Here is a 23,327-nt window from a genome sequence, read left to right as displayed (position 1 = left end):
TCGGTGCCCGCCCGCCGTTCGCGAGGTCCGTTCTCCGGTCAGTACGGCCAGATCGGCGGATCGCTGACGAAGTGGCCGCCCAGGTAGGCGTGGGCGATGTTCTCCGGGTCCAGCTCGCCCTGTTCGGCGATCAGCTTCTCGGCGTACGGCTCGGAGTCGTCCTGCGGCTCGTAGCCGAGCGCCCGCGCGGTGCTCAGGTCCCACCACAGCCGGGTGTTGGCGGAGGAGCCGTACACCACCGTGTGGCCGACGTTCTCGGCGGTCAGGGCCGCGTGGAAGAGGCGGGCGCCGTCGGCCGGGCTCATCCACACCGACAGCATGCGCACGCTGGTCGGCTCGGCGAAGCAGGAGCCGATGCGCACCGAGACGCTCTCCAGGCCGTGCTTGTCCCAGTAGAGCTGGGCGAGATCCTCGCCGAAGGACTTGGACAGGCCGTAGAAGGTGTCCGGGCGGTGCGGGGCGTCGATCGGGATCAGCGGGTCGTCGCCGTCGGGGCGGGGCGTGAAGCCGACCGCGTGGTTGGAGGAGGCGAAGACGACACGGCCGACGCCCTCCTCGCGGGCCGCCTCGTACAGGTGGTAGGTGCCCTCGATGTTGGCCTTGAGGATCTTCTCGAACGGGGCTTCCAGCGAGATGCCCGCGAGATGGATGATCGCGTCGACGCCCCGCACGGCCTCCCGGACCGCCTCCCTGTCGGCCAGGTCCGCGACGATCGCCGCCGGCTCGCCGTCGATCGGGCGCAGGTCGAGCAGGCGCAGCTCGTAGCCGTAGGCCGGCAGCAGGTCCCGCATCAGGGTGCCGAGGCCGCCGGCGGCGCCGGTGAGCAGGACGGTGCGCGGTGCGGGCATCCTCGGGTCTCCTTGGATCACTTGAGCGGGCACCCCCGCCAGCGGGCACATGCATGGCCGAGGTTCACATTCATGGACACGCTAAGGAGCGGCGGCGGTGCTCGTCAAGTGTCCTGCAGGGGTGCCAAAACTGCTGGTGTCTCGGGGGTTGGCGCGCTTGACCGGGCTCGATCGGGCACCTTAGCGTGAGCTTGTTCAGGAATATGGACGCTGCTCAAGAATATGGACTGCTCGTGATGCTTGTGATTCTCGGGAATCATGAGCGTATGGACCCGGGAGAGCCTGTGACGTCAGCCCCGCTCGCCGCCCGCCTCCGCGTCCCCAGCGGACCGCTCTTCTTCCCCGTCACCGCCTACGGCCCCGACGGCTCCCTCGACCTGGACGTCTACCGCACGCACGTCCGCCACGGGGTGGAGGCGGGCGCCGCCGCCGTCTTCGCGGCCTGCGGCACCGGGGAGTTCCATGCGCTCGCACCGGAGGAGTTCGAGGCCTGCGTACGAGCGGCCGTGCAGGAGACCGCCGGGCGGGTGCCGGTCGTCGCGGGCGCCGGCTACGGGACCGCGCTCGCCGTGCGCTACGCGAGGCTCGCGGAGCGGGCCGGGGCGGACGGCCTGCTCGTCCTGCCGCCCTACCTCGTCGTGGCCGCCCAGGAGGGTCTGCTGAAGCACTACCGGGCGGTGGCGGCCGCGACGGCGCTGCCCGCGATCGTCTACCAGCGCGACAACGCCGTCTTCACCCCCGAGACCGTCGTCGAACTCGCCCGCACCGAGGGGATCATCGGCCTCAAGGACGGCCTCGGCGACCTCGACCTCATGCAGCGGATCATCAGCGCCGTGCGCACCGAGGTCCCCGGCGACTTCCTCTACTTCAACGGCCTGCCGACCGCCGAGCTCACCCAGCTCGCCTACCGGGCCCTCGGCGTCACCCTCTACTCCTCGGCCGTGTTCTGCTTCGCCCCCGACATAGCCCTCGCCTTCCACCGGGCGCTCACCACCGGCGACGAGAGCACCGCCCGCCGCCTGCTCGACGGGTTCTACCGGCCGTTCGTCGAACTGCGCGCCCAGGGCCGCGGTTACGCCGTCTCCCTCGTCAAGGCCGGTGTCCGGCTGCGCGGTCTCGACGTCGGCGAAGTCCGCCCGCCGCTGCACGAACCGAGCGAGGATCACGTCAAACAACTCGCCCGGATGCTGGAACGCGGCTGCGCGCTGCTGGAGGAGGACAAGTAGGTGAAGGCGTCGACATTCGTCTACCCCTGGGACGTCATCGGCGATCCCGAGGCCCCGGCCCGGACCGCCGCGCTCGGAGTGGAACAGGTGACCCTCGCCGCCGCCTACCACTCCACCCGCGCCCTCACCCCCCGCCACCCGCGCCACCGCATCGTCACCGCCGAGCACGCGGCCGTGCTGTACCCGCCGGACGACCGCTGGGAGGGCCGCGCCCTGCGCCCGTACCCGGCCGGCGACTGGGCCCCCGGCGACGCCTTCGCAGAGGCCGCCGAGGCGCTCGCGGACGCGGGCCTGGAGGTGCACACCTGGGTGGTCCTCGCGCACAACTCCCGCCTGGGCGCCGACCATCCGGACACCTCGGTCGTCAACGCCTACGGCGACCGCTACCCGTGGGCCCCCTGCATCGCCCAGCCCGCCACGCGCGCGTACCTCGTCGACCTCGCCGCCGAGGCCGCCGTGCGCCCCGGCGCGGGCGGCACCGAACTGGAGTCCCTCGGCTGGTACGGCCTCCAGCATCTGCACGCCCACGACAAGACCGGCGGCGTCGGCCTCGGGGACACCGGCCAGTACCTGATGGCGCTCTGCTTCTGCCCCGACTGCCGCTCCGGCTACGGCGCCCGGGGCCTGGACGCCGACGCGCTCGCCGCCGCCGTCCGCGAGGCGCTGGAGCCGCTGTGGCGGGGGGCGCCGGACGACGGAGGCTGGGCAGCCGTCGAGAAGCTCCTCGGGGAGGAGACGGCGGCGGCCACGCGCGCGTGGCGCGACGAAACCGCCCGCACCCTCCAGGAGACGGCCGTCGCCGCCGTCCGGGCCGCCGCGCCCGCCGGCTTCCAGGTCCTGCTGCACGCCGACCCCGTGAGCTACCACGTGGGCGCCAACCCGGGCGTCGACCCCGCGCACATCCTGTCCGTCGCGGACGGTGTGGTGGTGCCCTGCGCGGGCGGGCCCGGCCTGCTCACGCCCTTCGCCGAGCAGCGCCGCGAGGGCGCGGTCATCGCCGCCAACCTCGGCGTCGTCTCCGGCATGGGCGGCAGCCCGGGGACCCTCACGGCCGACGCGGCCCGGGCGAAGGAGCTCGGGGCGACGCAGATCCGGCTGTATCACGCCGGGTTGGCGTCGGACGGAGACCTGGCCGCCGTGCGCGAGGCGCTCGCGGCGCGCTGAAACAGCGGCAGGACCGTCACCAGCCGCGTCACGCCCAACAGCACCAACAGCGGCTGGTACGGCACCAGTTCGACGAGCGCGGCGCCCGCCGCGAGACCGAAGACGTTCGGCGCGTACAGCAGGGTGCCGGCCGTGGCGGCGACCCGGCCCAGCAGCGCGTCCGGAGTCTCCCGCTGGACGGCGGTCAGCGCGGCGATCAGCACACAGGGCAGCCCGGCCCCGATAGCGGCGGCGCACACCAGGACCACCGGTTCCGACGGGACGGCCCGCACGGCCACCGCGACGGCCGTCAGGGCGATCCCGCACGCCGCGAACCGGCGCTCGCCCAGCCACCGCAGCGCGGGCCCCGAGAGCAGCCCGACCACGACCGAACCGGCGCCCTGGACGGCGTACAGCACGCCCGTGAACGCGGGGGAGCGGCCGAGGCCCTCCACGACGGCGTAGACCAACGCGCCGTTGACCCCCGCGAACAGCATGGTCGTACCGCCCGCCACGGCCAGCGGACGCAGCGCCGGGTGCCCCCGGAGGAAGCGGACGCCCTCGGCCGTCCGCGCCCGCCAACTGCCCGTCGCGGGCTCCGGGCGCTCCTCGCGGACCCGCACGCACGCGTACAGCCCCGCCGCGCACACGAAACTCGCCGCGTCCAGCAGCGCCACGCTCGGGCCGCCGTAGGTCGCGTAGACGCCCGCGCCCGCCAGCGGGGCCACCAGCTTCATGCCCTCCACGGCCGTCGTGCGCAGCCCGTTGAAGTCGCCGAGCAGCTCCGGTGCGACGGCGCCGGCGACGAGCGCGGACTCGGCCGCGTCGGCCACCACCGAGGCGGCGCCGTACAGCACCAGCACCGTGAACAGCAGCCACAGCCGGCCGGGGGAGTCCACGGCGAGGACGGTGAGCAGCAGGGCCGCCGGGCCCAGGTTGAGCGCGACCAGCAGGGGCTTTCGGGGAGTGCGATCGGGGAGGGTGCCCAGCAGCGGGCCGAACAGGGTGGGGAGCCACAGCGCCAGCACGCACAGCGCCGCAAGCCCGTTCGAGCCGGTGAGGTCCTTGACCCACACCCCGGACACCAGCCACAGCGCCGAGGTGCCGAACCCGGAGACCACCGACGCGGCCAGATAGAGCCCCGCGTCGCGGTCCCGCAGCACGCGCACCACGGACCAGTTCTTCGTCATGCCTGGTCATCGTGGTTCTAAGGCGGTCACCCGGGCATCGGGCAGATGCCCTAGAAGCGCGGCCGGGAGTTCGCGGCGCCGCACCGATGAGTTCGCGGGCCGCCGCCGGTCCACCCTGTATGACCTACACGACGATCACCCTCGACCTCGGACCCCAGACCCGGATCGTGGCGCTCCTCGCGCAGGCGGTGCGCGACGAGCGGCTCGCGGACGGGACGCCCTGCCCGGACTACGCGGTCCGGCACCTGCTCGGACATCTGACCGGCCTCGCCGTCGCCTTCCGTGACGCAGCCCGCAAGGACCTCGGCCCCACCACCGACACCCCGCCGGCGACCGCCCTGCCGGACATCGGCCCCGGCTGGCGCGAGGAACTCGCCGAGGCGCTCGACGACCTCGCCGAGGCCTGGCGCGACCCGACGGCCTGGAGCGGCATGACCCGCGCGGGCGGTGTGGACCTGCCCGGCGCGATCGCGGCCGCCGTCGCCGTCGACGAACTGGTGATCCACGGCTGGGACCTGGCGCGGGCCACGGGCCAGGAGTACCGGCCCGACCCGGCGGCGCTGTCGGCGGCGCACGACTTCCTCGCCGCCGCGGCGGCCGAGAACGACCGCGGAGACGGCATCTTCGGCCCCGTCGTCGAGGTTCCGGGAGACGCCCCCCTGCTCGACCGTACGGTCGGCCTGAGTGGCCGTGCCCCGGGATGGACGCGCTGACCGACGCACCCTGCGGCCGCCACAGACGGACGTAAACAGGGCGCGTACGCGTAAACGGGGCGCGTGCGGTGGGGTCGAAACGTACGCTCCCGAGCATGCCCCTCAGCCTCACCGTTCTCGGCACCGCCTCTCCGCACCCGGGGCCCGGCCGCCCCTGCTCCGGCTATCTGCTGCGCGGCGCGGGAGCCGAGGTGTGGGTGGACGCGGGGCCGGGATCGTTCGCGGAGTTGCAGCGGCATACGGACCCTGACCGGCTTACGGCGATCTGGATCTCCCACCTCCACGTCGACCACAGCGCCGATCTCCTGGCCGCCGCCTACGCGTTCGCCTACGGCGGGATGGCCCCGCCGGCCCCGATCCCGGTGTACGCGCCGCTCGACTGCGCCCGGCGCATGGCGGGCTTCTTCGGCCGGCCGGACGTACGGTTCCTGAGCGAGTACCTCGACTTCAGGGCCCTGTTCGACGGGCACACCGTACGGCACTGGAACCTGCGCCTCAGCTCGCGCCGGATGGCGCACGACACCGAGGCGTACGGGCTGCGGGTCGAGTGCCAGGGCAGTGTCCTCGCGTACTCCGGAGACACCGGGCCGTGCGACGCGCTCACCGAACTCGCCTCCGGGGCCGAGCTGTTCCTGTGCGAGGCGGACATCGACCGGCATCGCGAAGGCGAACGCGAGCCGCAGGTTCATCTCACGCCGGAGGACGCCGGCGAGGCCGCCCGCAAGGCGGGGGTGCGCGAGCTGTACATCACCCACGTCGGACCCACGCTGAACCGCAAGGACGCGACCGCCCGGGCCGCCACCGCCTTCGGAGGGCCCACCCGCACGGCACGCGAGGGCGAGACCATCCCGTTCTGAAGCTTCCTTTGTCAGAAGCATTGACGAAACACAGGGCTGCTCCTACCTTCAACCCGTCGTACTTCGTACGTCATATATGAGACGCGATATGCGAGATCCGATCCCGAGATCCGTGAGATCCGAGAGGCGCGCATGACCTCTGTGCCCACGCCGATCCCGTCCCGCACGCAATACGTGCTGGAGGAGATCAAACGCCGCATCCTCACCGGGCGGCTGACGCCCGGTCAGGCCCTGGTCGAGACCGAGCTCGCCGCGCAGTTCGGGGTCTCCAAGACCCCGGTGCGCGAGGCGCTCAAGACCCTGGCCGGCACCGGACTGGTCGTCATGAGCCAGTACAAGGGCGTCACGGTGCGCATGGTGGACGCGGACATGGCGCGCGAGGTCTACGACGTACGCCTGCTCCTCGAACCCGAGGCGCTCAAGCGGGCCGTGCGCCGAGGCGCCTCCCTGGACGCCGCGCGTTCCGCGCTGACCAGGGCCGACGAGGCGACCGACACCGCCGAACGGTCCCTGGCCAACCGGGAGTTCCACCGCGCCCTGTATCTGCCGTGCGGCAACCCGCTGCTCGGCCGGATGCTCGACGAGGTCCGCGACCAGGCCGCCCTGGTCTCCGCCGTCGCCTGGGCCGCCTCGCCCTCCTGGGAACGGGAGGCCGGCGAGCACCGCGAGATCCTGCGGCTCGCCCTGGCCGGCGACGCGGACGGCGCGGGCCGCGCCCTGCACGCCCACATCGCGTCCTTCGTGCACCGGGCGTTCCCCGAGATCGACCGAGAGGCACAGCTACCTGAACAGGAAGGTCAGGAATGAGCAGCGTGGCGTTCGAGACCCAGCGGGCGGCCCTGGCCGACGTGGTGGCGATCCCGGTGACCCCGTTCGCCGAGGACGGCTCCGTCGACGGCGAAGCCCACCGGGCCCTGCTGCGCCGACTGCTCGACGGCGGGATCACCACCCTCACCCCGAACGGCAACACCGGCGAGTTCTACGCCCTCACCCCCGACGAGCGGCGGCTCGTCACGGAACTGACGATCGATGAGGCGGGGGAGCGTTCGACGATCCTCGTCGGCGTCGGCCACGATGTGCCGACCGCCGTCGCCTCCGCCCGGCACGCCCGTGACCTGGGCGCGCAGATGGTGATGGTCCACCAGCCCGTCCACCCCTACGTCTCGCAGAGCGGCTGGGTCGACTACCACCGGGAGATCGCGCGGGCGGTGCCCGAGCTGGGGGTCGTCCCGTACATCCGCAACGCGCAACTGCTCGGCGAACGCCTCGCCGAACTCGCCGACGACTGTCCCAACGTCATCGGCGTCAAGTACGCCGTCCCGGACGCCTCCCGGTTCGCCGCCTTCGCGCGCGACGCCGGTCTGGAGCGCTTCGTCTGGGTCGCCGGTCTCGCCGAGCCGTACGCCCCCTCCTACTTCTCCGCGGGCGCCACCGGATTCACCTCGGGGCTCGTGAACGTCGCCCCGGCTGTTTCGCTGAACATGATCGAAGCGCTTCGATCAGGGGATTATCCGGCTGCGATGAAAGTGTGGGAACAGATCAGGCGCTTCGAGGAGCTAAGGGCGGCGGGCGGCTCCGCGAACAACGTCACCGTCGTCAAGGAAGCCCTTGCCTCCCTTGGCCTGTGTCGCCGGGAGGTCCGCCCGCCGAGCCGGATGCTGCCCGAGGGCGAGCGGGCCGAGGTCGCCGCCATAGCAGCCGGATGGTCCATATGAAGCGCTTCGACGATCTTCCCGGCGATCTTCCTCAACGGCGTCCCGAGGACCTCAGAAGTCACCAGTGGTACGGCGCCGAGGGCCTGCGCTCCTTCAGCCACCGGGCCCGCACCCGCCAGCTCGGCTATCTGCCCGAGGAACACCTCGGCAAGCCGGTCATCGCGATCCTCAACACCTGGTCGGACATCAACCCCTGTCATGTGCACCTCCGTGACCGCGCCCAGGCGGTCAAGCGGGGCGTATGGCAGGCAGGCGGGTTCCCGCTGGAGTTCCCGGTCTCCACGCTCAGCGAGACCTTCCAGAAGCCGACCCCGATGCTCTACCGCAACCTGCTCGCGATGGAGACCGAGGAGCTCCTGCGCTCCTACCCGGTCGACGGGGCCGTCCTGATGGGCGGCTGCGACAAGACCACTCCCGCACTGCTCATGGGCGCCGCCAGCGTCGACCTGCCGACGGTCTTCGTGCCGGCCGGGCCCATGCTGCCGGGCCACTGGCGCAACGAGGTCCTCGGCTCCGGCACCGACATGTGGAAGTACTGGGACGACAAGCGGGCCGGTCTCATCGGCGACTGCGAGCTGGCCGAGCTGGAGAACGGCCTCGCCCGCTCACCGGGCCACTGCATGACGATGGGCACGGCGTCCACCCTGACGGCCGCGGCGGAGGCGCTGGGCGTGACGGTTCCGGGCGCGTCGAGCATTCCGGCCGTGGACTCGGGGCACGATCGGATGGCCGCGCAATCCGGCATGAGGATCGTCGAACAAGTCCACCGGAACCGTGTTCTCTCGTCGATCCTCACCCGCGACGCCTTCGAGGACGCCGTGACGACCGTCCTGGGCCTCGGCGGTTCCACCAACGCCGTGATCCACCTCATCGCCATGGCCGGCCGGGCCGGCGTCAAGCTCACCCTCGACGACTTCGACCGCATCGCCCGGACCGTCCCCGTCCTCGCCAACGTCCGCCCCGGCGGCCGGACATACCTCATGGAGGACTTCCACTTCGCGGGCGGCCTGCCCGGCTTCCTCTCCCGGATCCCGGACCTGCTCCACCTGGACCGCCCGACCGTCTCGTACGACACGATGCGCGAACAGCTCGCCGGCGCCCAGGTCCACAACGACGACGTCATCCGCCACCGGGACAACCCGGTGGCGGACGAGGGCGGGGTCGCCGTCCTGCGCGGCAACCTCTGCCCGGACGGCGCCGTCATCAAGCACATCGCCGCCGAGCCGCACCTGCTCAAGCACACCGGCCCCGCGGTCGTCTTCGACGACTACCGGACCATGCAACGCACCATCAACGACCCGGAGCTGGGCATCACCGCCGACACCGTGCTGGTGCTGCGCGGCTCCGGTCCCAAGGGCGGCCCGGGCATGCCCGAGTACGGCATGCTGCCCATCCCCGACCACCTGCTCAAGCAGGGCGTCCGGGACATGGTGCGGATCTCCGACGCCCGGATGAGCGGGACGAGTTACGGCACGTGCGTGCTGCACATCGCGCCCGAGTCGTACGTCGGCGGACCCCTCGCCCTGGTGCGCACCGGCGACTCGATCACCCTCGACGTCGAGGCCCGCTCGCTCCAACTCAACGTGGACGACGAGGAGTTGGCGCGACGCCGGGCGGACTGGACGCCGCCGCCCACCCGGTACGAGCGCGGCTACGGCGCGCTCTACAACGAACAGATCACCCAGGCCGACACCGGCTGCGACTTCGAGTTCCTGGCCCGCCCGGGCAAGGTCGCGGACCCGTACGCGGGCTGAAGCCACGGCAAGCATCGCAGCGCACACGCCTGTACAGGGGGAAAGCGCTTCCTGCACGAGCACGAGCACGAGCGCGACGCACGCACCACGCATGGACCGCAAACGTACGCACGCACCACGCACGGACCACAAACGCACGCACGACGAACGCACGCACCACGCACGCACGACGTAACTGAGAACGGAGAACAGTCATGGCCCAAGCCGCAGCCGTGGCGAAACCGCCCGCGCCCGGGCGGCGGCGCCGTGCCTCCGCCACGCCGCGCAGGCTGCCGTACCTGCTGATCGCGCCGGCGGCCCTGCTGATGGTGGGCTTCATCGCCTATCCGGTCATCAGCGTCTTCTACTACAGCCTGCAGAACTACAACCCCACCAAGCCGTGGCGGAACGGCTTCGCGGGCTTCGACAACTTCGTCAAGATCTTCACCGACGACCCGCAGTTCTGGGACACGCTGACCTTCAGCGCCAAGTGGGTCTTCGTCGAGGTCGGACTGCAGCTGCTGTTCGGTCTGGCGCTGGCGCTGATCGTCAACCAGACCTTCGTCGGCCGCTCGCTCGGCCGCGCACTGGTCTTCTCCCCGTGGGCCGTCTCCGGCGTGCTGACCTCCGCGATCTGGGTGCTGCTCTACAACTCGCAGACAGGCATCACCCGTTACCTCGCCGACATGGGCATCGGCGAGTACGGGACCAGCTGGCTCTCGGACACCTCCACCGTCTTCTCGGCGGTGGTCGTCGCCGACCTGTGGCGCGGTGTCCCCTTCTTCGCGATCCTCATCCTCGCCGACCTCCAGTCCGTGTCCAAGGACCTGTACGAGGCCGCCGAGGTCGACGGCGCCAGCCGCGTCAAGCAGTTCTGGTACATCACCCTGCCCCACCTGAAGGACGCCATCGTCCTGTCCACGCTGCTGCGCATGGTGTGGGAGTTCAACAACGTCGACCTGCTGTACACGCTCACCGGCGGCGGCCCGGCGGGGGAGACCACCACCCTTCCGCTCTACATCGCCAACACCAGCGTCGACGCACACAACTTCGGCTACGCGTCCGCCCTCACCACGGTCGCGTTCGTGATCCTGCTCTTCTGCTCGATGGTCTATCTGCGGCTGAGCAAGTTCGGAGGAGGCGACAAGTGATCACCAAGGAGGCCACCGAGGTCAGGCCCGTCCCCGTGCACCTGCCCCAAGCCGCCGACCGACGGCCGTCCAAGAGAAAGCACGCCTGGGACGAAGCCCCGCGCTGGCAGATCTACCTCCCCCTGACGATCTACCTGGTCTTCACCCTCGTCCCCTTCTACTGGATCCTCCTCTTCGCGCTCCGCCCGGCCGGCTCGACCTCGCTCGTGCCCTGGCCGATGACCTCCGAGCACTTCGAGAAGGTCTGGAACGAGCGTGACTTCGGGATCTACTTCCAGAACAGCGTGATCACCGCGGTGGCGACCCTGCTGCTCACCACCGGCGTCGCCCTGGCCGGCGGCTACGCCCTGGCCCGCTTCGACTTCAAGATCAAGCGCGGCTTCATGCTCGCCCTGCTGTGCACCCAGTTCGTGCCCGGCGCACTGCTTCTCGTGCCGCTCTTCCAGATCTTCGCCGAGCTGAAGATGATCAACTCGCTGGCGAGTGTCATCATCGCCGAAACCGTTTTCCAGCTGCCTCTTTCGATGATCCTGATCAGCGGCTTCATCCGGAACGTGCCGTACTCCCTGGAGGAGGCCGCCTGGGTCGACGGCTGCAACCGGCTCACCGCCTTCCGGATCGTCATCCTCCCCCTGCTGCGGCCCGGGTTGATCGCGGTCGGCTCCTTCGCCTTCGTACACGCCTGGAACCACTTCCTGTTCGCCCTGATGTTCCTCTCCGACCAGAGCAAGCAGACGATTCCGGTCGGCCTCAACACCCTGATGAGCGGGGACAGCGTCGACCTGGGCGCGCTGGCCGCCGGCGGCATCATCGCCGCCGTCCCCGTGGTGATCGTCTTCGCCTTCATCCAGAAGTGGCTGATCACGGGCTTCAGCGCGGGGGCGGTGAAGGGATGAGGAACGGGATGAGGAACGGGGTGAGGTTCCGTCGGATCGCTGTCCTGGCAGCGGTGCTGGGAACCCTCTGCGTGCCCGCCCGCGCCGAGTCCCGGGACATCGGCCGCGACACCCTGCCGGCGAACGACGGCTGGGCCTCCGCGGGAGCAGGCACCACCGGAGGCGCGGCCGCCGACGACGCCCACGTCCACACGGTCACCGACCGCGCGGGACTCGTCCGCGCCCTCGACGGCGGCAGCGACACCCCGAAGATCATCAGGATCGCCGGGACGATCGACGCCAACACCGACGACGACGGCGACCGCCTGGACTGCGCCGACTACGCCACCGACGGCTACAGCCCGAAGGCCTACCTGGCCGCCTACGACCCCCGCACCTGGGGCGCCGCCAAGCCGAGCGGCCCGCAGGAGGAGGCCCGGCAGGCGTCGGCCGCGCAGCAGGCCGAGCGGATCGTGCTGCCCGTCGGCTCCAACACCACCATCGTCGGCCTGGGCCGAGGAGCCGTCCTCAAGGGCGCGAGCCTCCAGGTCAGGAACGCCGACAACGTCATCCTGCGCAACCTCGACCTGCGCGACGCCTACGACTGCTTCCCCGTCTGGCAGCCCAACACCGGCGGCCTCGGCGACTGGAAGACGGCGTACGACAACATCTGGCTGACCGGCGCGACCCATGTCTGGGTCGACCACATCACCGCGAGCGACCAGGGCCACCCGGACGAGGACGAGCCCACCTACTTCGCCCGCAACTACCTCCGCCACGACGGCCTGCTCGACATCACCAACGGCTCCGACCTGGTCACCGTCTCCTGGAGCCGGTTCGTCGGCCATGACAAGGCGATGCTCATCGGCAGCGGCGACACCGCCACCGGCGACCGCGGAAAACTCCGGGTAACCGTGCATCACAACCAGTTCGAGTCCGTCGTCCAGCGCGCCCCGCGCGTCCGCTTCGGTCAGGTGCACCTGTACGACAACCGGTACGTGGTCCCCGAGGGCGCCGACTACCGGTACTCGCTCGGCGTGTCGACCGAGTCCGCGATCTACGCCGAGAACAACGCCTTCCACACCCCGGGGCACGTGGAGGTCGCCGACCTGGTCAAGAGCTGGAACGGCACCGCCCTGCACCAGACCGGCACCCTCTTCAACGGCTGGCCCGTGGATCTCCTCGCGATCCACAACGCCTACAACAGCGGCAGCGAGCGGGATCTCACGGCGGACGTCGGCTGGACGCCTACCCTGCACGGAAAGATCGACAGCGCCGCGGCAGCCGACCGCGAGGTGGCACGCGGCGCGGGCGCAGGGAGGATCCCATGAGCACCGCAGAACCGATGAACGCACCGGTCCCGATCGTTCTCGCGGGCGCGCGCGGCCACGGCCGCTGGCACCTGGACAACATCCGACGGCTCCAGGACAAGGGGATCGTCCGGCTGGCGGGCGTCTGCGAGTTGACCCCGTTGACCCCGGCCGAGATCCCCGAGGGCCTCGGCGCCCCCGAGCAGTCCGCCGACTTCGGCACGCTCCTCGACACGACCGGCGCCCGGATCGCGGTGATCTGCACCCCGATCCCGACCCACACCGACCTGGCCCTGATCGCGGCCCGCAAGGGAGTCCACCTGCTCCTGGAGAAGCCGCCCGCCCCGTCCTACGCCGAGTTCCGCCGGATGGCCGACGGGGTCGCCGAGGCGGGCGTGGTCTGCCAGATCGGCTTCCAGTCGCTGGGCTCGCACGCCGTGCCCGCGATCCGCAAGCTGATCGACGACGGTGCGATCGGCGCCGTGGACGGCGTCGGCGGCGCCGGGGCCTGGGCGCGTGCGCAGGGGTACTACCGCAGGGCGCCCTGGGCGGGCAAGCGGCGGCTGAACGGCGTCGACGTGATCGACGGGGCGCTCACCAACCCGCTCGCGCACGCCGTCGCCACCGCCCTCGCGCTGGCCGGCGCCACCCGCGCCGAGGACGTCACCGGCATCGAGACAGAACTGGCGCACGCCAACGCCATCGCCTCCGACGACACCTCCTGCGTCCGCGTCACCACGGCCGACGGCCTCCGGATCGTCGTCGCGGCCACGCTGTGCGCCGAGGACCCCGACGACCCGTACGTCGTCGTCCACGGCAGCCGCGGCCGGATCACCTACTGGTACAAGCAGGACCGCGTGCTGCTCCAGCGGGCCGACCACGGCCCCGAGGAGCTGGAGTACGGCAGCACCGACCTGCTGGAGAACCTCGTCGACCACCTCACCGACGGGGCACGGCTGCTCGTCCCGCCCACCGCCACCGAGTCGTTCATGCGGGTCGTCGAGGCGATCCGGGTCGCCCCCGATCCCGTGCAACTGCCCGACGACGCCTGGCATCTGCTGCCCGACGAGGACCGACGCGTCGTCCCCGGCATCGACGGGCTCGTCGCGGCCGCCGCCGACACCCTCGCCCTCTACTCCGAACTGGGCGCCCCCTGGGCGTTCACGACCGCGCATCCGAAAGAGGTGAGCCCCTGATGACCGCACCGGCACCCGACGCACCGGTCGTCCTGCGTGTCGCCGGCCGCCCGGTCGGCCGGTACGTCACCCGGCCCGAGCTGCCCGCCCGGCTCTCCCCGCGCCCCTACCTGCACCCCGTCACCACCCTGGCCGGCACGGCGGTCACCGAACTGAGTCCGGCCGACCACTCACACCACCTCGGCGTCGGTGTAGCCGTACCCGACGTCGAGGGGCACAACTTCTGGGGCGGCCGTACCTACGTCCGTGACCAGGGCCCGACCGAGCTCGACAACCACGGCGCCCAGCGCCACGGCTCCTTCCAACTCCGCGACCCCGACGGCTTCGTGGAGGAGCTGCGCTGGGTCGCCTCCGGAACCGAGCTGCTGCGCGAGCGCCGTACGGTCGCGGCCACCGAACTCACCGACACCGCCTGGGCGTTGGACTTCACCTTCTCCCTCACCAACGTCACCTCCGCACCGCTGTCCATCGGCAGCCCGGCGACGAACGGACGCCCCGGCGCGGCCTACGGCGGCTTCTTCTGGCGCGCCCGGAAGGAGGACGCGGCCCCCGACGTCTTCACCGCCGGCGCCGAGGGCGAGGCCTCGGTCCACGGGACCCGCGCCGACTGGCTCGCCCTGGCGGGCGCCGGCTGGACGCTCGTCTTCGCGGGCGCCACCGACGCCACCCGCCGCGACCCCTGGTTCGTCCGCACCGCCGAGTACCCGGGCGTCGGCTCCTCGCTCGCCTCGGCCGAGCGGTTGCCGATCCCGCCCGGCGAGACGGCCGTCCGCCGGATCGTCACCGTCGTCGCCGACGGCCGCCTGGGCCGCGGCGAAGCGGCGGCACTGGTCAGGAAGGCGGTCAGCCAGTGACGGACGAGCAGCCCGGGACGTACACGAACCCGATCCTGAACGCCGACTGGTCCGACCCGGACGTCGTGCGCGTGGGCGACGACTTCTACCTCACCGCCTCCAGCTTCGGCCGCGCCCCCGGCCTGCCGCTGCTGCACTCGCGCGACCTGGTCCACTGGACGCTGGTCGGACACGCCCTCGAACGCCTCGAACCGGCCGACGAGTTCAGGACCCCGCGCCATGACTGCGGCGTCTGGGCGCCCTCGCTCCGGCACCACGACGACCGCTTCTGGATCTTCTGGGGCGACCCCGACCAGGGCATCTTCCAGGTCAACGCGCCCGAGATCCGGGGCCCTTGGACCCGTCCGCACCTGGTGAAGGAGGGCAAGGGGCTCATCGACGCCTGCCCCCTGTGGGACGAGGAGACCGGCGAGGCCTACCTGGTCCACGCCTGGGCGAAGTCCCGGGCCGGCGTCAAGAACCGGCTCACCGGCCACCGGATGCACCCGGAGGGAACGGCCGTCCTCGACGAGGGCAAGGTGATCGTCGAAGGCGACCGGATCCCCGGCTGGTTCACCCTCGAAGGACCGAAGCTCTACCGGCACGACGGCTGGTACTGGATCCTCGCGCCCGCCGGCGGAGTGGAGACCGGCTGGCAGGGCGCGCTGCGCGCACGGGACTTCTTCGGCCCCTACGAGGAGCGGATCGTCCTGGAACAGAAGGACACCGAGGTCAACGGCCCCCACCAGGGCGGCTGGGTGCGCACCGCGTCCGGCGAGGACTGGTTCCTGCACTTCCAGCAGCGCGGCGCCTACGGCCGGGTCGTCCACCTCCAGCCCATGCGCTGGGGGACGGACGGATGGCCGGTCATCGGCGACGAGGGCGCCCCCGTCCTGGAGCACCGGCGGCCCGACCTGCCCGCCGGGCCGCCCGCCGCGCCCGCGACCGACGACGACTTCCCCGGCGGACGCTTCGGCCGCCAGTGGTCGTGGACGGCCAACCCACAGGACGGCTTCGCCCCCCAGCACTCCGCCGACGGACTGCGCCTGACCTGCGTACGGACGGCCGACGCGCACGATCTGCGCACCCTGCCGAACGTGCTCACCCAGCGCCTGCCCGGGCTCCCGTCCGCCGTCGAGGTGGAGTTGCGGCTGCACAGCGAGGAACCGGGAGCACGCGCCGGCCTCGCGGTCCTCGGGGACGCCTTCGGCTGGATCGGCCTCCAGCGGGAGGCCGACGGCGCCGTCCACCTCGTGCATCGCTTCGCGGAACCGGTTGCGGAAAAGGAGCGGGACGCGGCCCACCCACGGCTCGCCCCCGAGGGCCGGGCGCGACTGCGCATAGAAATCGGTTCCGGAGCCCGTTGCCGGTTCGCCTACGACGTCGGCGACGGCGAGGGCCTGCGGTACTCGGGCCCCGTCTTCGCCGCCACCCCCTGGCGCTGGGTCGGCGCCCTGCTCGGCCTCTTCGCCCTCGCACCCGTCGGGACGGGACACGCAGGGGCGGCCTCGTTCGACGAGTTCCGGATCAGACCTCTCTGACTCACTTTTCCTGTACGCCTGTTGGGAGCCGCAATGACGCACTTCCCTAGCAAGCGCTTGCCGAGACCGGGTGCGGTCCTGGCGGCCGTCGTCGGCCTGGTGGCGGCTCTCTGCCTGGGCGCGGTCGGCGAGGCGACAGCCGCCGCTGAGCCGGTGGCCGCCGCCGGCCCGGTGGCCGCCGACGCCTCTCTGTCTTCGGCGGCCCGCTGGACCGACCGGGCCCATGGCTTCGCCTCGCTCGCCGGCGGCACCACCGGAGGCGCCGGCGGCAAGGTCGTCACCGTCGCCGACCAGGCCTCGCTGGCGCGGTACGCGGCCGCCGAGGAGCCGTACGTCATCCGGGTCAAGGGCGCGGTGGCCGTCGAGCCCTTCGGCTCCGACATCGTCGTGACCTCGAACAAGACGATCATCGGCGTCGGCGACACCGGCGAGATCGTGCACGGCGAACTGCACCTGAACCCCGGCACGCACAACGTGATCATCCGCAACCTGACGATCCGCGACTCCTATGTCGAGGGCGACTGGGACGGCAAGACGACCGACTTCGACGCGATCCAGATGGACACCGTCGACCACGTCTGGATCGACCACAACCGCTTCACGCACATGGGCGACGGGCTGCTCGACATCCGCAAGGACAGCCAGTACATCACCGTCTCCTACAACCGGTTCACGAACCACAACAAGGCGTTCGGCATCGGCTGGACGACCAACGTCCTCACCCAGATCACCATCGACCACAACTGGTTCACCGGCACGAAACAGCGCAATCCCTCGGCGGACAACTGCGCCTACGCCCACCTGTACAACAACTACATCTCGGCGCAGGTCGTCGACGGGGACCCGGTGTGGACGTACGGGAACTGGTCGCGGGGCCACACGAAGATGGTCATCGAGAACGGTTACTACGACGGTGTCCAGCACCCCTATCAGGCGGACGCGACCGCCGAGTTGGTGCAGCGCGGGTCGATCCTGAAGAACACCGGTGGACGGACCGACGCATGGGGCGCGGCCTTCGATCCGCGGGAGTTCTACGCCTACCGGCTGGATCCCGCGGCCGCGGTTCCCGCGCTGGTCACCCGGCTCTCCGGACCGCAGAAGCGGATCGGCGCCGCTGTGACGCTGCACGTCCCGGCCGACTACCCGACCGTCCAGTCCGCCGTCGACGCCGTGCCCGAGGGCAACGCCGACGCCGTGACCGTGGCCGTCGCGCCGGGCACGTACCGCGAGAAGGTCTTCGTCCCGGCGACCAAGCCGAACATCCTGCTCCAGGGGACCGGACGCGATCGCTCGGACACCGTCATCGTCCACGACACGCCTGCCGCGTACGGGGGCTCGACGGGAAGCGCCACCGTCCGGATCGCCGCGAACGACGTCACCGCCCGCAACCTGACCTTCAGCAACGACTTCGACGAGGCCGCGGTCGAACTCGACGGCGAGCAGGCGCTGGCCATGAAGACGACCGGCGACCGGATCGTCTTCGAGAACACCGCCTTCCTGGGCAACCAGGACACGTTGATGACCGACAGCCCCAAGCTGACCACCGTCAGCCGGGTCTACCTCCGCGACTGCTATGTCGAGGGCGACGTCGACTTCGTCTACGGGCGGGCCACGACCGTGATCGACCGCTCGGTCATCCGGCTGCTGAGTCGCGGATCGACCACCAACAACGGTTACCTGACGGCCGCTTCGACGTGGACGGGCAACCCGTACGGGTTCCTCATCACCAGGTCGAAGGTCGTCAGCGACGCCCCGGCCGACTCCTTCCACCTGGGACGGCCGTGGCATCCGGGCGGGGAGCCGGCGGCGGTCGCGCAGGTGCTGATCCGCGACACCGAGCTGCCGGCGGCGGTCAAGTCCACGCCGTGGACCGACATGAGCGGGTTCTCGTGGCGGGACGCGCGGTTCGCCGAGTACCGCAACCACGGGCCCGGCGCGACCGTCTCGGCCGACCGGCCGCAGCTGAGCGACGCCGACGCGAAGGCGTACACCGTCGCGAACTACCTCAAGGGCACGGACGGCTGGGCGCCGTCCGCCCGCACCGGCACCGCCCACTGACCTCACCTCCACAGCCCCACCCACTGCCCCACCCATTGACCCCCCACAACTTCATATCTCCGTCGGGATCCAGAAGAAGAGAGCCGATCACATGAAGAGCAGCATCCGCAGAAGCAGGCGCGCCGCCCTGGCCGTCGCCCTGGGCTCCGTGCTCGCGCTGACCGCCACCGCCTGCGGCGACGACGGCAGCGGCGCCGCGGGGGACAAGGGAGGCGACGGCTCCGGCAAGGGCGAGATCACCTTCTGGGACAACAACGGCGGTGTCCGTACCGATGTCTGGAAGGAGATCATCGCCGACTTCGAGAAGGCGAACCCGGACATCAAGGTGAAGTACGTCGGTGTGCCCTCCGACAGCGTCCAGTCCAAGTACGACACCGCCATCCAGGGCGGCGGACTGCCCGACGTCGGCGGCGTGGGCACCGCCATGCTCGCCGAGATCGCCGCGCAGGGCGCCCTCGAACCGCTGGACGGCCGGATCGCGAAGAGCCCGCTGAACAGCCAGCTCAACGCCAAGTTCCTCGACGGCGTCAAGGCGGCCGGCGTCGACGGCAAGACGTACACCGTGCCGACCTCCGCCAACAACGGCACCCTCTGGTACCGGACCGACCTGTTCCAGGCGGCGGGGCTGGACGCGCCGACGACCTGGACGAAGTTCTACGCGGCCGCCGACAAGTTGACGGACAAGGACAAGAACGCGTTCGGGTACACCATCCGCGGCGGCGCCGGATCCATCGCCCAGGCGCTGGACGCCACCTATGGGCAGAGCGGCATCACCGCGTTCTGGAACGGTGACAAGACCACGCTCAACGACCCCAAGAACGTGGCCGCGCTGGAGAAGTACGTCGGCCTGTACAAGAAGGACACACCGGCCGCCGACGTCAACAACGACTTCACCAAGATGGTCGCCCAGTGGGACTCCGGCACCATCGGCATGCTGAGCCACAACCTCGGCTCCTACGGCGACCACCAGAAGGCGCTGGCCGGCAAGTTCAAGGGCATTCCCGCGCCGACGCAGGACGACGGCACGCGCGTGCAGGTCTCCAACCCGGTCGACGGACTCGGGCTGTTCAAGTCCGGCAAGAACAAGGCGGCCGCCTGGAAGTTCATCGAGTTCGCCGCGTCGCACGAGTCGAACAGCAAGTGGAACAAGACGGCGGGCCAGGTGCCGGCGAACCTCGAGGCGGCGCAGGACAGCTGGGTGCAGGAGTCCGAGGCGACGAAGCTGGCCGCCGAGGCGCTGGCGGGCACCACCACGAAGATCGTGCAGCTGCCTTACTACCTGCCCGACTGGAACACGATCTCGAAGGCCGACAACGAGCCGAACTTCCAGAAGGTGCTGCTCGGGAAGATGAGCGCGAAGGACTTCCTGGACACGGTGGCTGAGCAGTTGAACACGGCGCAGGCCGACTGGAAGAAGAACCACGCGTAGTCGCATGGCTTCGATCGCGGGGGACTGCGGGTCCGTTGTGGCCGGTCGCGCAGTTCCCCGCGCCCCCAAAAAAACTTGAGGTGGACGTTCGTTGTCTCTTACCCGCAGACAGGTCACCTCGGCGGCCCTTGCCGCCGTACCCCTCTCGCTTGCCGCGGCCGGTACCGCCGAAGCCCACGGCCGGCCCCGCACGCTCTACATCGCCGGTGACTCCACCGCCGCCCAGAAGTACGCCGACGCCGCGCCCGAGACCGGGTGGGGCATGGCGCTGCCCTTCTTCCTCCAGACGGACCGGCCCGTCGCCAACCATGCGGTGAACGGACGCAGTTCCAAGAGCTTCGTCGACGAAGGCCGGCTCGACGCCGTCCTCGCGGCCATCCGGCCGGGGGACTTCCTGCTGATCCAGTTCGCGCACAACGACGAGAAGACCACCGACCCGACCCGCTACACCGAACCCTGGACGACCTACCAGGACTATCTGCGCCTGTACATCGGCGGAGCCCGTGCGAAGGGCGCGCGACCGGTGCTCGCCACGCCCGTCGAGCGGCGCAGGTTCGACGCGGACGGGAACGCCCTGCCGACGCACGGCGAGTACCCCGCAGCGATGCGTGCGCTCGCCGCGGCGGAGCGGGTGGCGCTGCTGGACGTCCAGGCCCTGTCCCTCGCGCTGTGGCAGGAGCTCGGGGTCGAGGAGACCAAGACGTACTTCAACTGGACCGCGACCGAACAGGACAACACGCACTTCAATCCGCCGGGCGCGATCGCCGTGGCGCGGCTCGTCACGCGGGAGTTGCTGCGAACCCGGGTGCTCGCGCCGTGTGACGTCCGTCGGCTGAACGACGAGATCCCCACGTCCTGGATCAGCTGGCCCGAGTCGCTGTCGTAACCGCTCTCACAACAGCTGTCCTCACCGCTCTCGTAACCGCTTTCGCAACCGTTCGCGCAACCGCTCTCGCAGCAAAGAGGAGACTCGCACAGTGCGTACACAGATATGTCATGGACGCGTCATTGGTGCGCTGGTGGGGTGCACCGCGCTGGTGCTGTCCGTCACCGGCACGGCGTCCGCCGCCCAGGCGGAATCCACCTCCCGCTCCGCCGCCCGCGACCTCGGCCGGCAGGTCCTCGCCGCGAACGACGGCTGGGCCTCGTACGGCACCGGGACCACGGGCGGATCGGCCGCCGACGCCGACCACGTCTACACCGTCACCACCTGGGCCGAGTTCAAGGCGGCCCTCGCCGCCGGGGGCTCGACCCCGAAGATCATCAAGGTCAAGGGCGTCATCGACGCCGTCGCGGAAGGGTGTGACGCCTTCGCCGCAACCGGTTACGACTTCGACGCCTACCTCGCCAGGTACTCGCCCGAGGCCTGGGGCCTGGACACCGACCTCAGCGCCGAGCCCGACGACAGCCCGGAGGGCCTGCGGCGCGCCTCCGCCGCCGCCCAGGACAAGGCCATCAAGGCGAACATCCCCGCCAACACCACCATCGTGGGCATCGGGAGGAACGCCGGGTTCAAGGGCGTCAGCCTGCAGATCAAGGCCGTCGACAACGTGATCGTCCGGAACCTGGCCTTCGAGTCGCCCATCGACTGCTTCCCGCAGTGGGACCCGACCGACGGCGCCAAGGGCAACTGGAACTCCGAGTACGACACCGCCGTCGTCTACGGCTCCACGCATGTGTGGCTGGACCACAACACGTTCACCGACGGCTCGCACCCGGACAGCGCCGCGCCCACCTACTTCGGGATGCTCTACCAGCAGCACGACGGCGAGCTGGACATCGTGCGGGGCGCCGACTACGTAACCGCTTCCTGGAACGTCTTCACCGAGCACGACAAGACGATCCTCGTCGGCAACAGCGACAGCGAGTCGACGGCCGTCGGCGACCGAGGGCATCTGAAGGTGACCTTCCACCACAACCTGTTCTCGAACCTGGTCGAGCGCGCGCCCCGGGTCCGCTTCGGGCAGGTCGACTCCTACAACAACCACTTCGTCGCGAACGGCGACTTCGCCTACAGCTTCGGCATCGGCAAGGAGTCCCGACTCGTCGCCGAGCACAACGCGTTCACGCTGCCGACCGGGGTCAGCGCGGCCAAGGTGCTGAAGCGGTGGAACGTGGCGCCGGTCACCGCCGCCGACAACTACGTCAACGGCACGCTCACCGACCTGATCGCCGTGCACAACGCGGAGATCCCCGCCGAGACCCTCGAATCCGGCGCGGGCTGGACGCCGACCCTGCGCACCAAGGTCGACCCCGCCAGGTCGGTCCCCCGGATCGTCGACTGCGGCGCGGGCGCGGGACGCCTGGGCTGATCCCCGTCCCCCACGGCTGCCGGGGCGGCGCCTCGCTCCGCCCCGGCTCCCTCAGCACCGCCACCAAGGAGCACCCGCATGCATCCCGTTTCGAGAAGGCGGTTCCTCGCCGCGACCTCCGTCGCCGGCACGGCCACCGTGCTCGGTCTCGCCGCACAGCCCGCGCGGGCCGCCGCCGGCAGACGCCCGTTCGGCCGCTACGGCTCACCGGCCGCCCGGCTCACCAGCCGGACCCTGTACGTCGACCCGCTGGGCCGGGGCGACCACACCTTCGTCCGGGACGCCGTCGCCGCAGCCACCGGCAGCGGCTGGACCCTGGTCCTCGCCCCGGGCGTCTACCGGGAGACGGTCGCCCTCGACGTCACCCGCACCGAGGCCACCTGGATCGGCGCCTCCGAGAACGCGAAAGACGTAGTGATCGTCTACGACAACGCCGCCGGCACCCCCAAGCCGGGCGGCGGCACCTACGGCACCACCGGGTCGGCCACCACGACCGTGCAGGCCGACGGCTTCACCGCCCGCTGGATCACCTTCGCCAACGACTGGCTGCGCGCCGACCACCCCGACATCTCCGGCACCCAGGCCGTCGCCATCAAGGTCCAGGGCGACCGCTCCGCCTTCCACCACTGCCGCTTCCTCGGCCACCAGGACACCCTGTACGCCGACTCCCGCGCGCTGACCGTCTTCGCCCGCCAGTACTTCGCGGACTGCTATGTCGAGGGCGACGTCGACTTCGTCTTCGGCCGGGCGACCGCGGTGTACGACGACTGCCACTTCCGCACCCTGAACCGCACCGACCTGGCGGCCGCCCCGTACGGCTTCGTCTTCGCTCCCTCCACCGCGGGCGCCAACCCGCTCGGCTACCTGGTGACGCGCGGTCGGGTGAGCAGCGAAGCCCCCGCCGCCCACTACAAGCTCGCCCGCCCCTGGGTGCCCAGCTCCGACACCACCGCCCGTCCCTCGCTCACCGTGCGGGACACCCGCCTCGGCCCCGGCATCGACGCGATCGCCCCCTACGCCAACATGTCGGACGCCTTCCCCTGGCAGAGCCAGCGCTTCGCCGAGTACCGCAACACCGGCCCGGGCGCCATCGTCACCGTCCCCGAGAACCGACCCCAACTCACCAGAGAACAGGCCGAGTCGGCGACCCGCGAGACCTACCTCGGCGACTGGCGACCGTGGAAGGACACGTGCTGA

20 protein-coding genes are annotated in these 23,327 nt (G+C 70.9%); 18 read left to right on the top strand and 2 right to left on the bottom strand.

The window, feature by feature from the left end; translation table 11 throughout:
* Positions 1 to 38 precede the first annotated feature (38 nt).
* Complete coding sequence (locus ABZ725_RS36565; RefSeq protein ID WP_358806713.1) at positions 39 to 848, bottom strand: NAD(P)-dependent oxidoreductase; 810 nt, start codon at positions 846 to 848, stop codon at positions 39 to 41.
* A gap of 284 nt (positions 849 to 1,132) precedes the next feature.
* Here ABZ725_RS36565 and ABZ725_RS36560 point away from each other — a divergent pair, with 284 nt between their 5' ends.
* Positions 1,133 to 2,074: a 5-dehydro-4-deoxyglucarate dehydratase gene (locus ABZ725_RS36560; RefSeq protein WP_358806712.1), complete on the top strand. Its 942-nt coding sequence runs from the start codon at positions 1,133 to 1,135 to the stop codon at positions 2,072 to 2,074.
* Positions 2,075 to 3,238, top strand: coding sequence for a hypothetical protein (locus ABZ725_RS36555; RefSeq protein WP_358806711.1), 1,164 nt, complete (start codon positions 2,075 to 2,077; stop codon positions 3,236 to 3,238).
* On the opposite strand, the gene ABZ725_RS36550 is transcribed toward ABZ725_RS36555, so the two are convergent.
* Positions 3,175 to 4,407 (bottom strand): MFS transporter, encoded by a 1,233-nt coding sequence (locus tag ABZ725_RS36550; RefSeq protein WP_358806710.1) that lies wholly within the window; start codon positions 4,405 to 4,407, stop codon positions 3,175 to 3,177. The genes ABZ725_RS36555 and ABZ725_RS36550 overlap by 64 nt on opposite strands.
* A gap of 119 nt (positions 4,408 to 4,526) precedes the next feature.
* Here ABZ725_RS36550 and ABZ725_RS36545 point away from each other — a divergent pair, with 119 nt between their 5' ends.
* The 16 genes from ABZ725_RS36545 (at position 4,527) to ABZ725_RS36470 (ending at position 23,327) form a co-directional block, all read left to right on the top strand.
* A complete protein-coding gene (locus tag ABZ725_RS36545; RefSeq protein WP_358806709.1) occupies positions 4,527 to 5,120 on the top strand; it encodes a TIGR03086 family metal-binding protein in 594 nt (197 codons plus the stop codon).
* 95 nt (positions 5,121 to 5,215) lie between these two features.
* Positions 5,216 to 5,977: an MBL fold metallo-hydrolase gene (locus tag ABZ725_RS36540; protein ID WP_358806708.1), complete on the top strand. Its 762-nt coding sequence runs from the start codon at positions 5,216 to 5,218 to the stop codon at positions 5,975 to 5,977.
* A gap of 132 nt (positions 5,978 to 6,109) precedes the next feature.
* On the top strand, positions 6,110 to 6,784 hold the full coding sequence (locus ABZ725_RS36535; RefSeq protein WP_351908469.1) for a GntR family transcriptional regulator: 675 nt from the start codon (positions 6,110 to 6,112) through the stop codon (positions 6,782 to 6,784).
* On the top strand, positions 6,781 to 7,692 hold the full coding sequence (locus tag ABZ725_RS36530; RefSeq protein WP_358806707.1) for a dihydrodipicolinate synthase family protein: 912 nt from the start codon (positions 6,781 to 6,783) through the stop codon (positions 7,690 to 7,692). The genes ABZ725_RS36535 and ABZ725_RS36530 overlap by 4 nt, the downstream gene beginning before the upstream one ends.
* Positions 7,689 to 9,446, top strand: a complete 1,758-nt coding sequence (araD, locus tag ABZ725_RS36525; RefSeq protein ID WP_358806706.1) for an L-arabinonate dehydratase — start codon at positions 7,689 to 7,691, stop codon at positions 9,444 to 9,446. Before ABZ725_RS36530 ends, araD begins: the two co-directional genes overlap by 4 nt.
* Positions 9,447 to 9,640: 194 nt before the next feature.
* On the top strand, positions 9,641 to 10,576 hold the full coding sequence (locus tag ABZ725_RS36520) for a sugar ABC transporter permease (protein WP_351908463.1): 936 nt from the start codon (positions 9,641 to 9,643) through the stop codon (positions 10,574 to 10,576).
* On the top strand, positions 10,573 to 11,472 hold the full coding sequence (locus ABZ725_RS36515; protein ID WP_358806705.1) for a carbohydrate ABC transporter permease: 900 nt from the start codon (positions 10,573 to 10,575) through the stop codon (positions 11,470 to 11,472). The genes ABZ725_RS36520 and ABZ725_RS36515 overlap by 4 nt, the downstream gene beginning before the upstream one ends.
* An 8-nt stretch (positions 11,473 to 11,480) precedes the next feature.
* The gene (locus ABZ725_RS36510; RefSeq protein ID WP_358806704.1) at positions 11,481 to 12,782 is read left to right on the top strand and encodes a pectate lyase; all 1,302 of its coding nucleotides are present in this window, start codon (positions 11,481 to 11,483) and stop codon (positions 12,780 to 12,782) included.
* On the top strand, positions 12,779 to 13,957 hold the full coding sequence (locus ABZ725_RS36505) for a Gfo/Idh/MocA family oxidoreductase (RefSeq protein WP_358806703.1): 1,179 nt from the start codon (positions 12,779 to 12,781) through the stop codon (positions 13,955 to 13,957). Before ABZ725_RS36510 ends, ABZ725_RS36505 begins: the two co-directional genes overlap by 4 nt.
* A complete protein-coding gene (locus tag ABZ725_RS36500; RefSeq protein ID WP_358806702.1) occupies positions 13,957 to 14,811 on the top strand; it encodes a PmoA family protein in 855 nt (284 codons plus the stop codon). Before ABZ725_RS36505 ends, ABZ725_RS36500 begins: the two co-directional genes overlap by 1 nt.
* Positions 14,808 to 16,331 (top strand): family 43 glycosylhydrolase, encoded by a 1,524-nt coding sequence (locus ABZ725_RS36495; RefSeq protein ID WP_358806701.1) that lies wholly within the window; start codon positions 14,808 to 14,810, stop codon positions 16,329 to 16,331. The genes ABZ725_RS36500 and ABZ725_RS36495 overlap by 4 nt, the downstream gene beginning before the upstream one ends.
* Positions 16,332 to 16,364: 33 nt before the next feature.
* Positions 16,365 to 18,389, top strand: coding sequence for a pectinesterase family protein (locus tag ABZ725_RS36490; protein ID WP_358806700.1), 2,025 nt, complete (start codon positions 16,365 to 16,367; stop codon positions 18,387 to 18,389).
* A 91-nt stretch (positions 18,390 to 18,480) separates the two neighbouring features.
* Positions 18,481 to 19,818: a sugar ABC transporter substrate-binding protein gene (locus tag ABZ725_RS36485; RefSeq protein WP_358806699.1), complete on the top strand. Its 1,338-nt coding sequence runs from the start codon at positions 18,481 to 18,483 to the stop codon at positions 19,816 to 19,818.
* Positions 19,819 to 19,909: 91 nt separating this feature from the next.
* Entirely contained in the window at positions 19,910 to 20,704 is a 795-nt protein-coding gene (locus ABZ725_RS36480) for a rhamnogalacturonan acetylesterase (protein WP_358806698.1), read from the top strand.
* Between the two features lie 91 nt (positions 20,705 to 20,795).
* Entirely contained in the window at positions 20,796 to 22,130 is a 1,335-nt protein-coding gene (locus ABZ725_RS36475) for a pectate lyase (protein ID WP_358806697.1), read from the top strand.
* Between the two features lie 78 nt (positions 22,131 to 22,208).
* The gene (locus ABZ725_RS36470) at positions 22,209 to 23,327 is read left to right on the top strand and encodes a pectinesterase family protein (RefSeq protein WP_358806696.1); all 1,119 of its coding nucleotides are present in this window, start codon (positions 22,209 to 22,211) and stop codon (positions 23,325 to 23,327) included.

The organism is Streptomyces sp. NPDC006872, from assembly GCF_040635845.1.
GTDB lineage: Bacteria > Actinomycetota > Actinomycetes > Streptomycetales > Streptomycetaceae > Streptomyces.
Note: the sequence above shows the minus strand (reverse complement) of the source record. Positions and strands in the feature narration are given on the sequence as shown.

Coding starts and splice junctions, on each gene's coding strand:
- ABZ725_RS36565 (WP_358806713.1), bottom strand. CDS start 848: ATGCCCGCACCGCGCACCGTCCTGCTCACCGGCGCCGCCGGCGGCCTC.
- ABZ725_RS36550 (WP_358806710.1), bottom strand. CDS start 4,407: ATGACGAAGAACTGGTCCGTGGTGCGCGTGCTGCGGGACCGCGACGCG.
- ABZ725_RS36545 (WP_358806709.1), top strand. CDS start 4,527: ATGACCTACACGACGATCACCCTCGACCTCGGACCCCAGACCCGGATC.
- ABZ725_RS36540 (WP_358806708.1), top strand. CDS start 5,216: ATGCCCCTCAGCCTCACCGTTCTCGGCACCGCCTCTCCGCACCCGGGG.
- ABZ725_RS36535 (WP_351908469.1), top strand. CDS start 6,110: ATGACCTCTGTGCCCACGCCGATCCCGTCCCGCACGCAATACGTGCTG.
- ABZ725_RS36530 (WP_358806707.1), top strand. CDS start 6,781: ATGAGCAGCGTGGCGTTCGAGACCCAGCGGGCGGCCCTGGCCGACGTG.
- araD (WP_358806706.1), top strand. CDS start 7,689: ATGAAGCGCTTCGACGATCTTCCCGGCGATCTTCCTCAACGGCGTCCC.
- ABZ725_RS36520 (WP_351908463.1), top strand. CDS start 9,641: ATGGCCCAAGCCGCAGCCGTGGCGAAACCGCCCGCGCCCGGGCGGCGG.
- ABZ725_RS36510 (WP_358806704.1), top strand. CDS start 11,481: ATGAGGAACGGGGTGAGGTTCCGTCGGATCGCTGTCCTGGCAGCGGTG.
- ABZ725_RS36505 (WP_358806703.1), top strand. CDS start 12,779: ATGAGCACCGCAGAACCGATGAACGCACCGGTCCCGATCGTTCTCGCG.
- ABZ725_RS36500 (WP_358806702.1), top strand. CDS start 13,957: ATGACCGCACCGGCACCCGACGCACCGGTCGTCCTGCGTGTCGCCGGC.
- ABZ725_RS36490 (WP_358806700.1), top strand. CDS start 16,365: ATGACGCACTTCCCTAGCAAGCGCTTGCCGAGACCGGGTGCGGTCCTG.
- ABZ725_RS36485 (WP_358806699.1), top strand. CDS start 18,481: ATGAAGAGCAGCATCCGCAGAAGCAGGCGCGCCGCCCTGGCCGTCGCC.
- ABZ725_RS36470 (WP_358806696.1), top strand. CDS start 22,209: ATGCATCCCGTTTCGAGAAGGCGGTTCCTCGCCGCGACCTCCGTCGCC.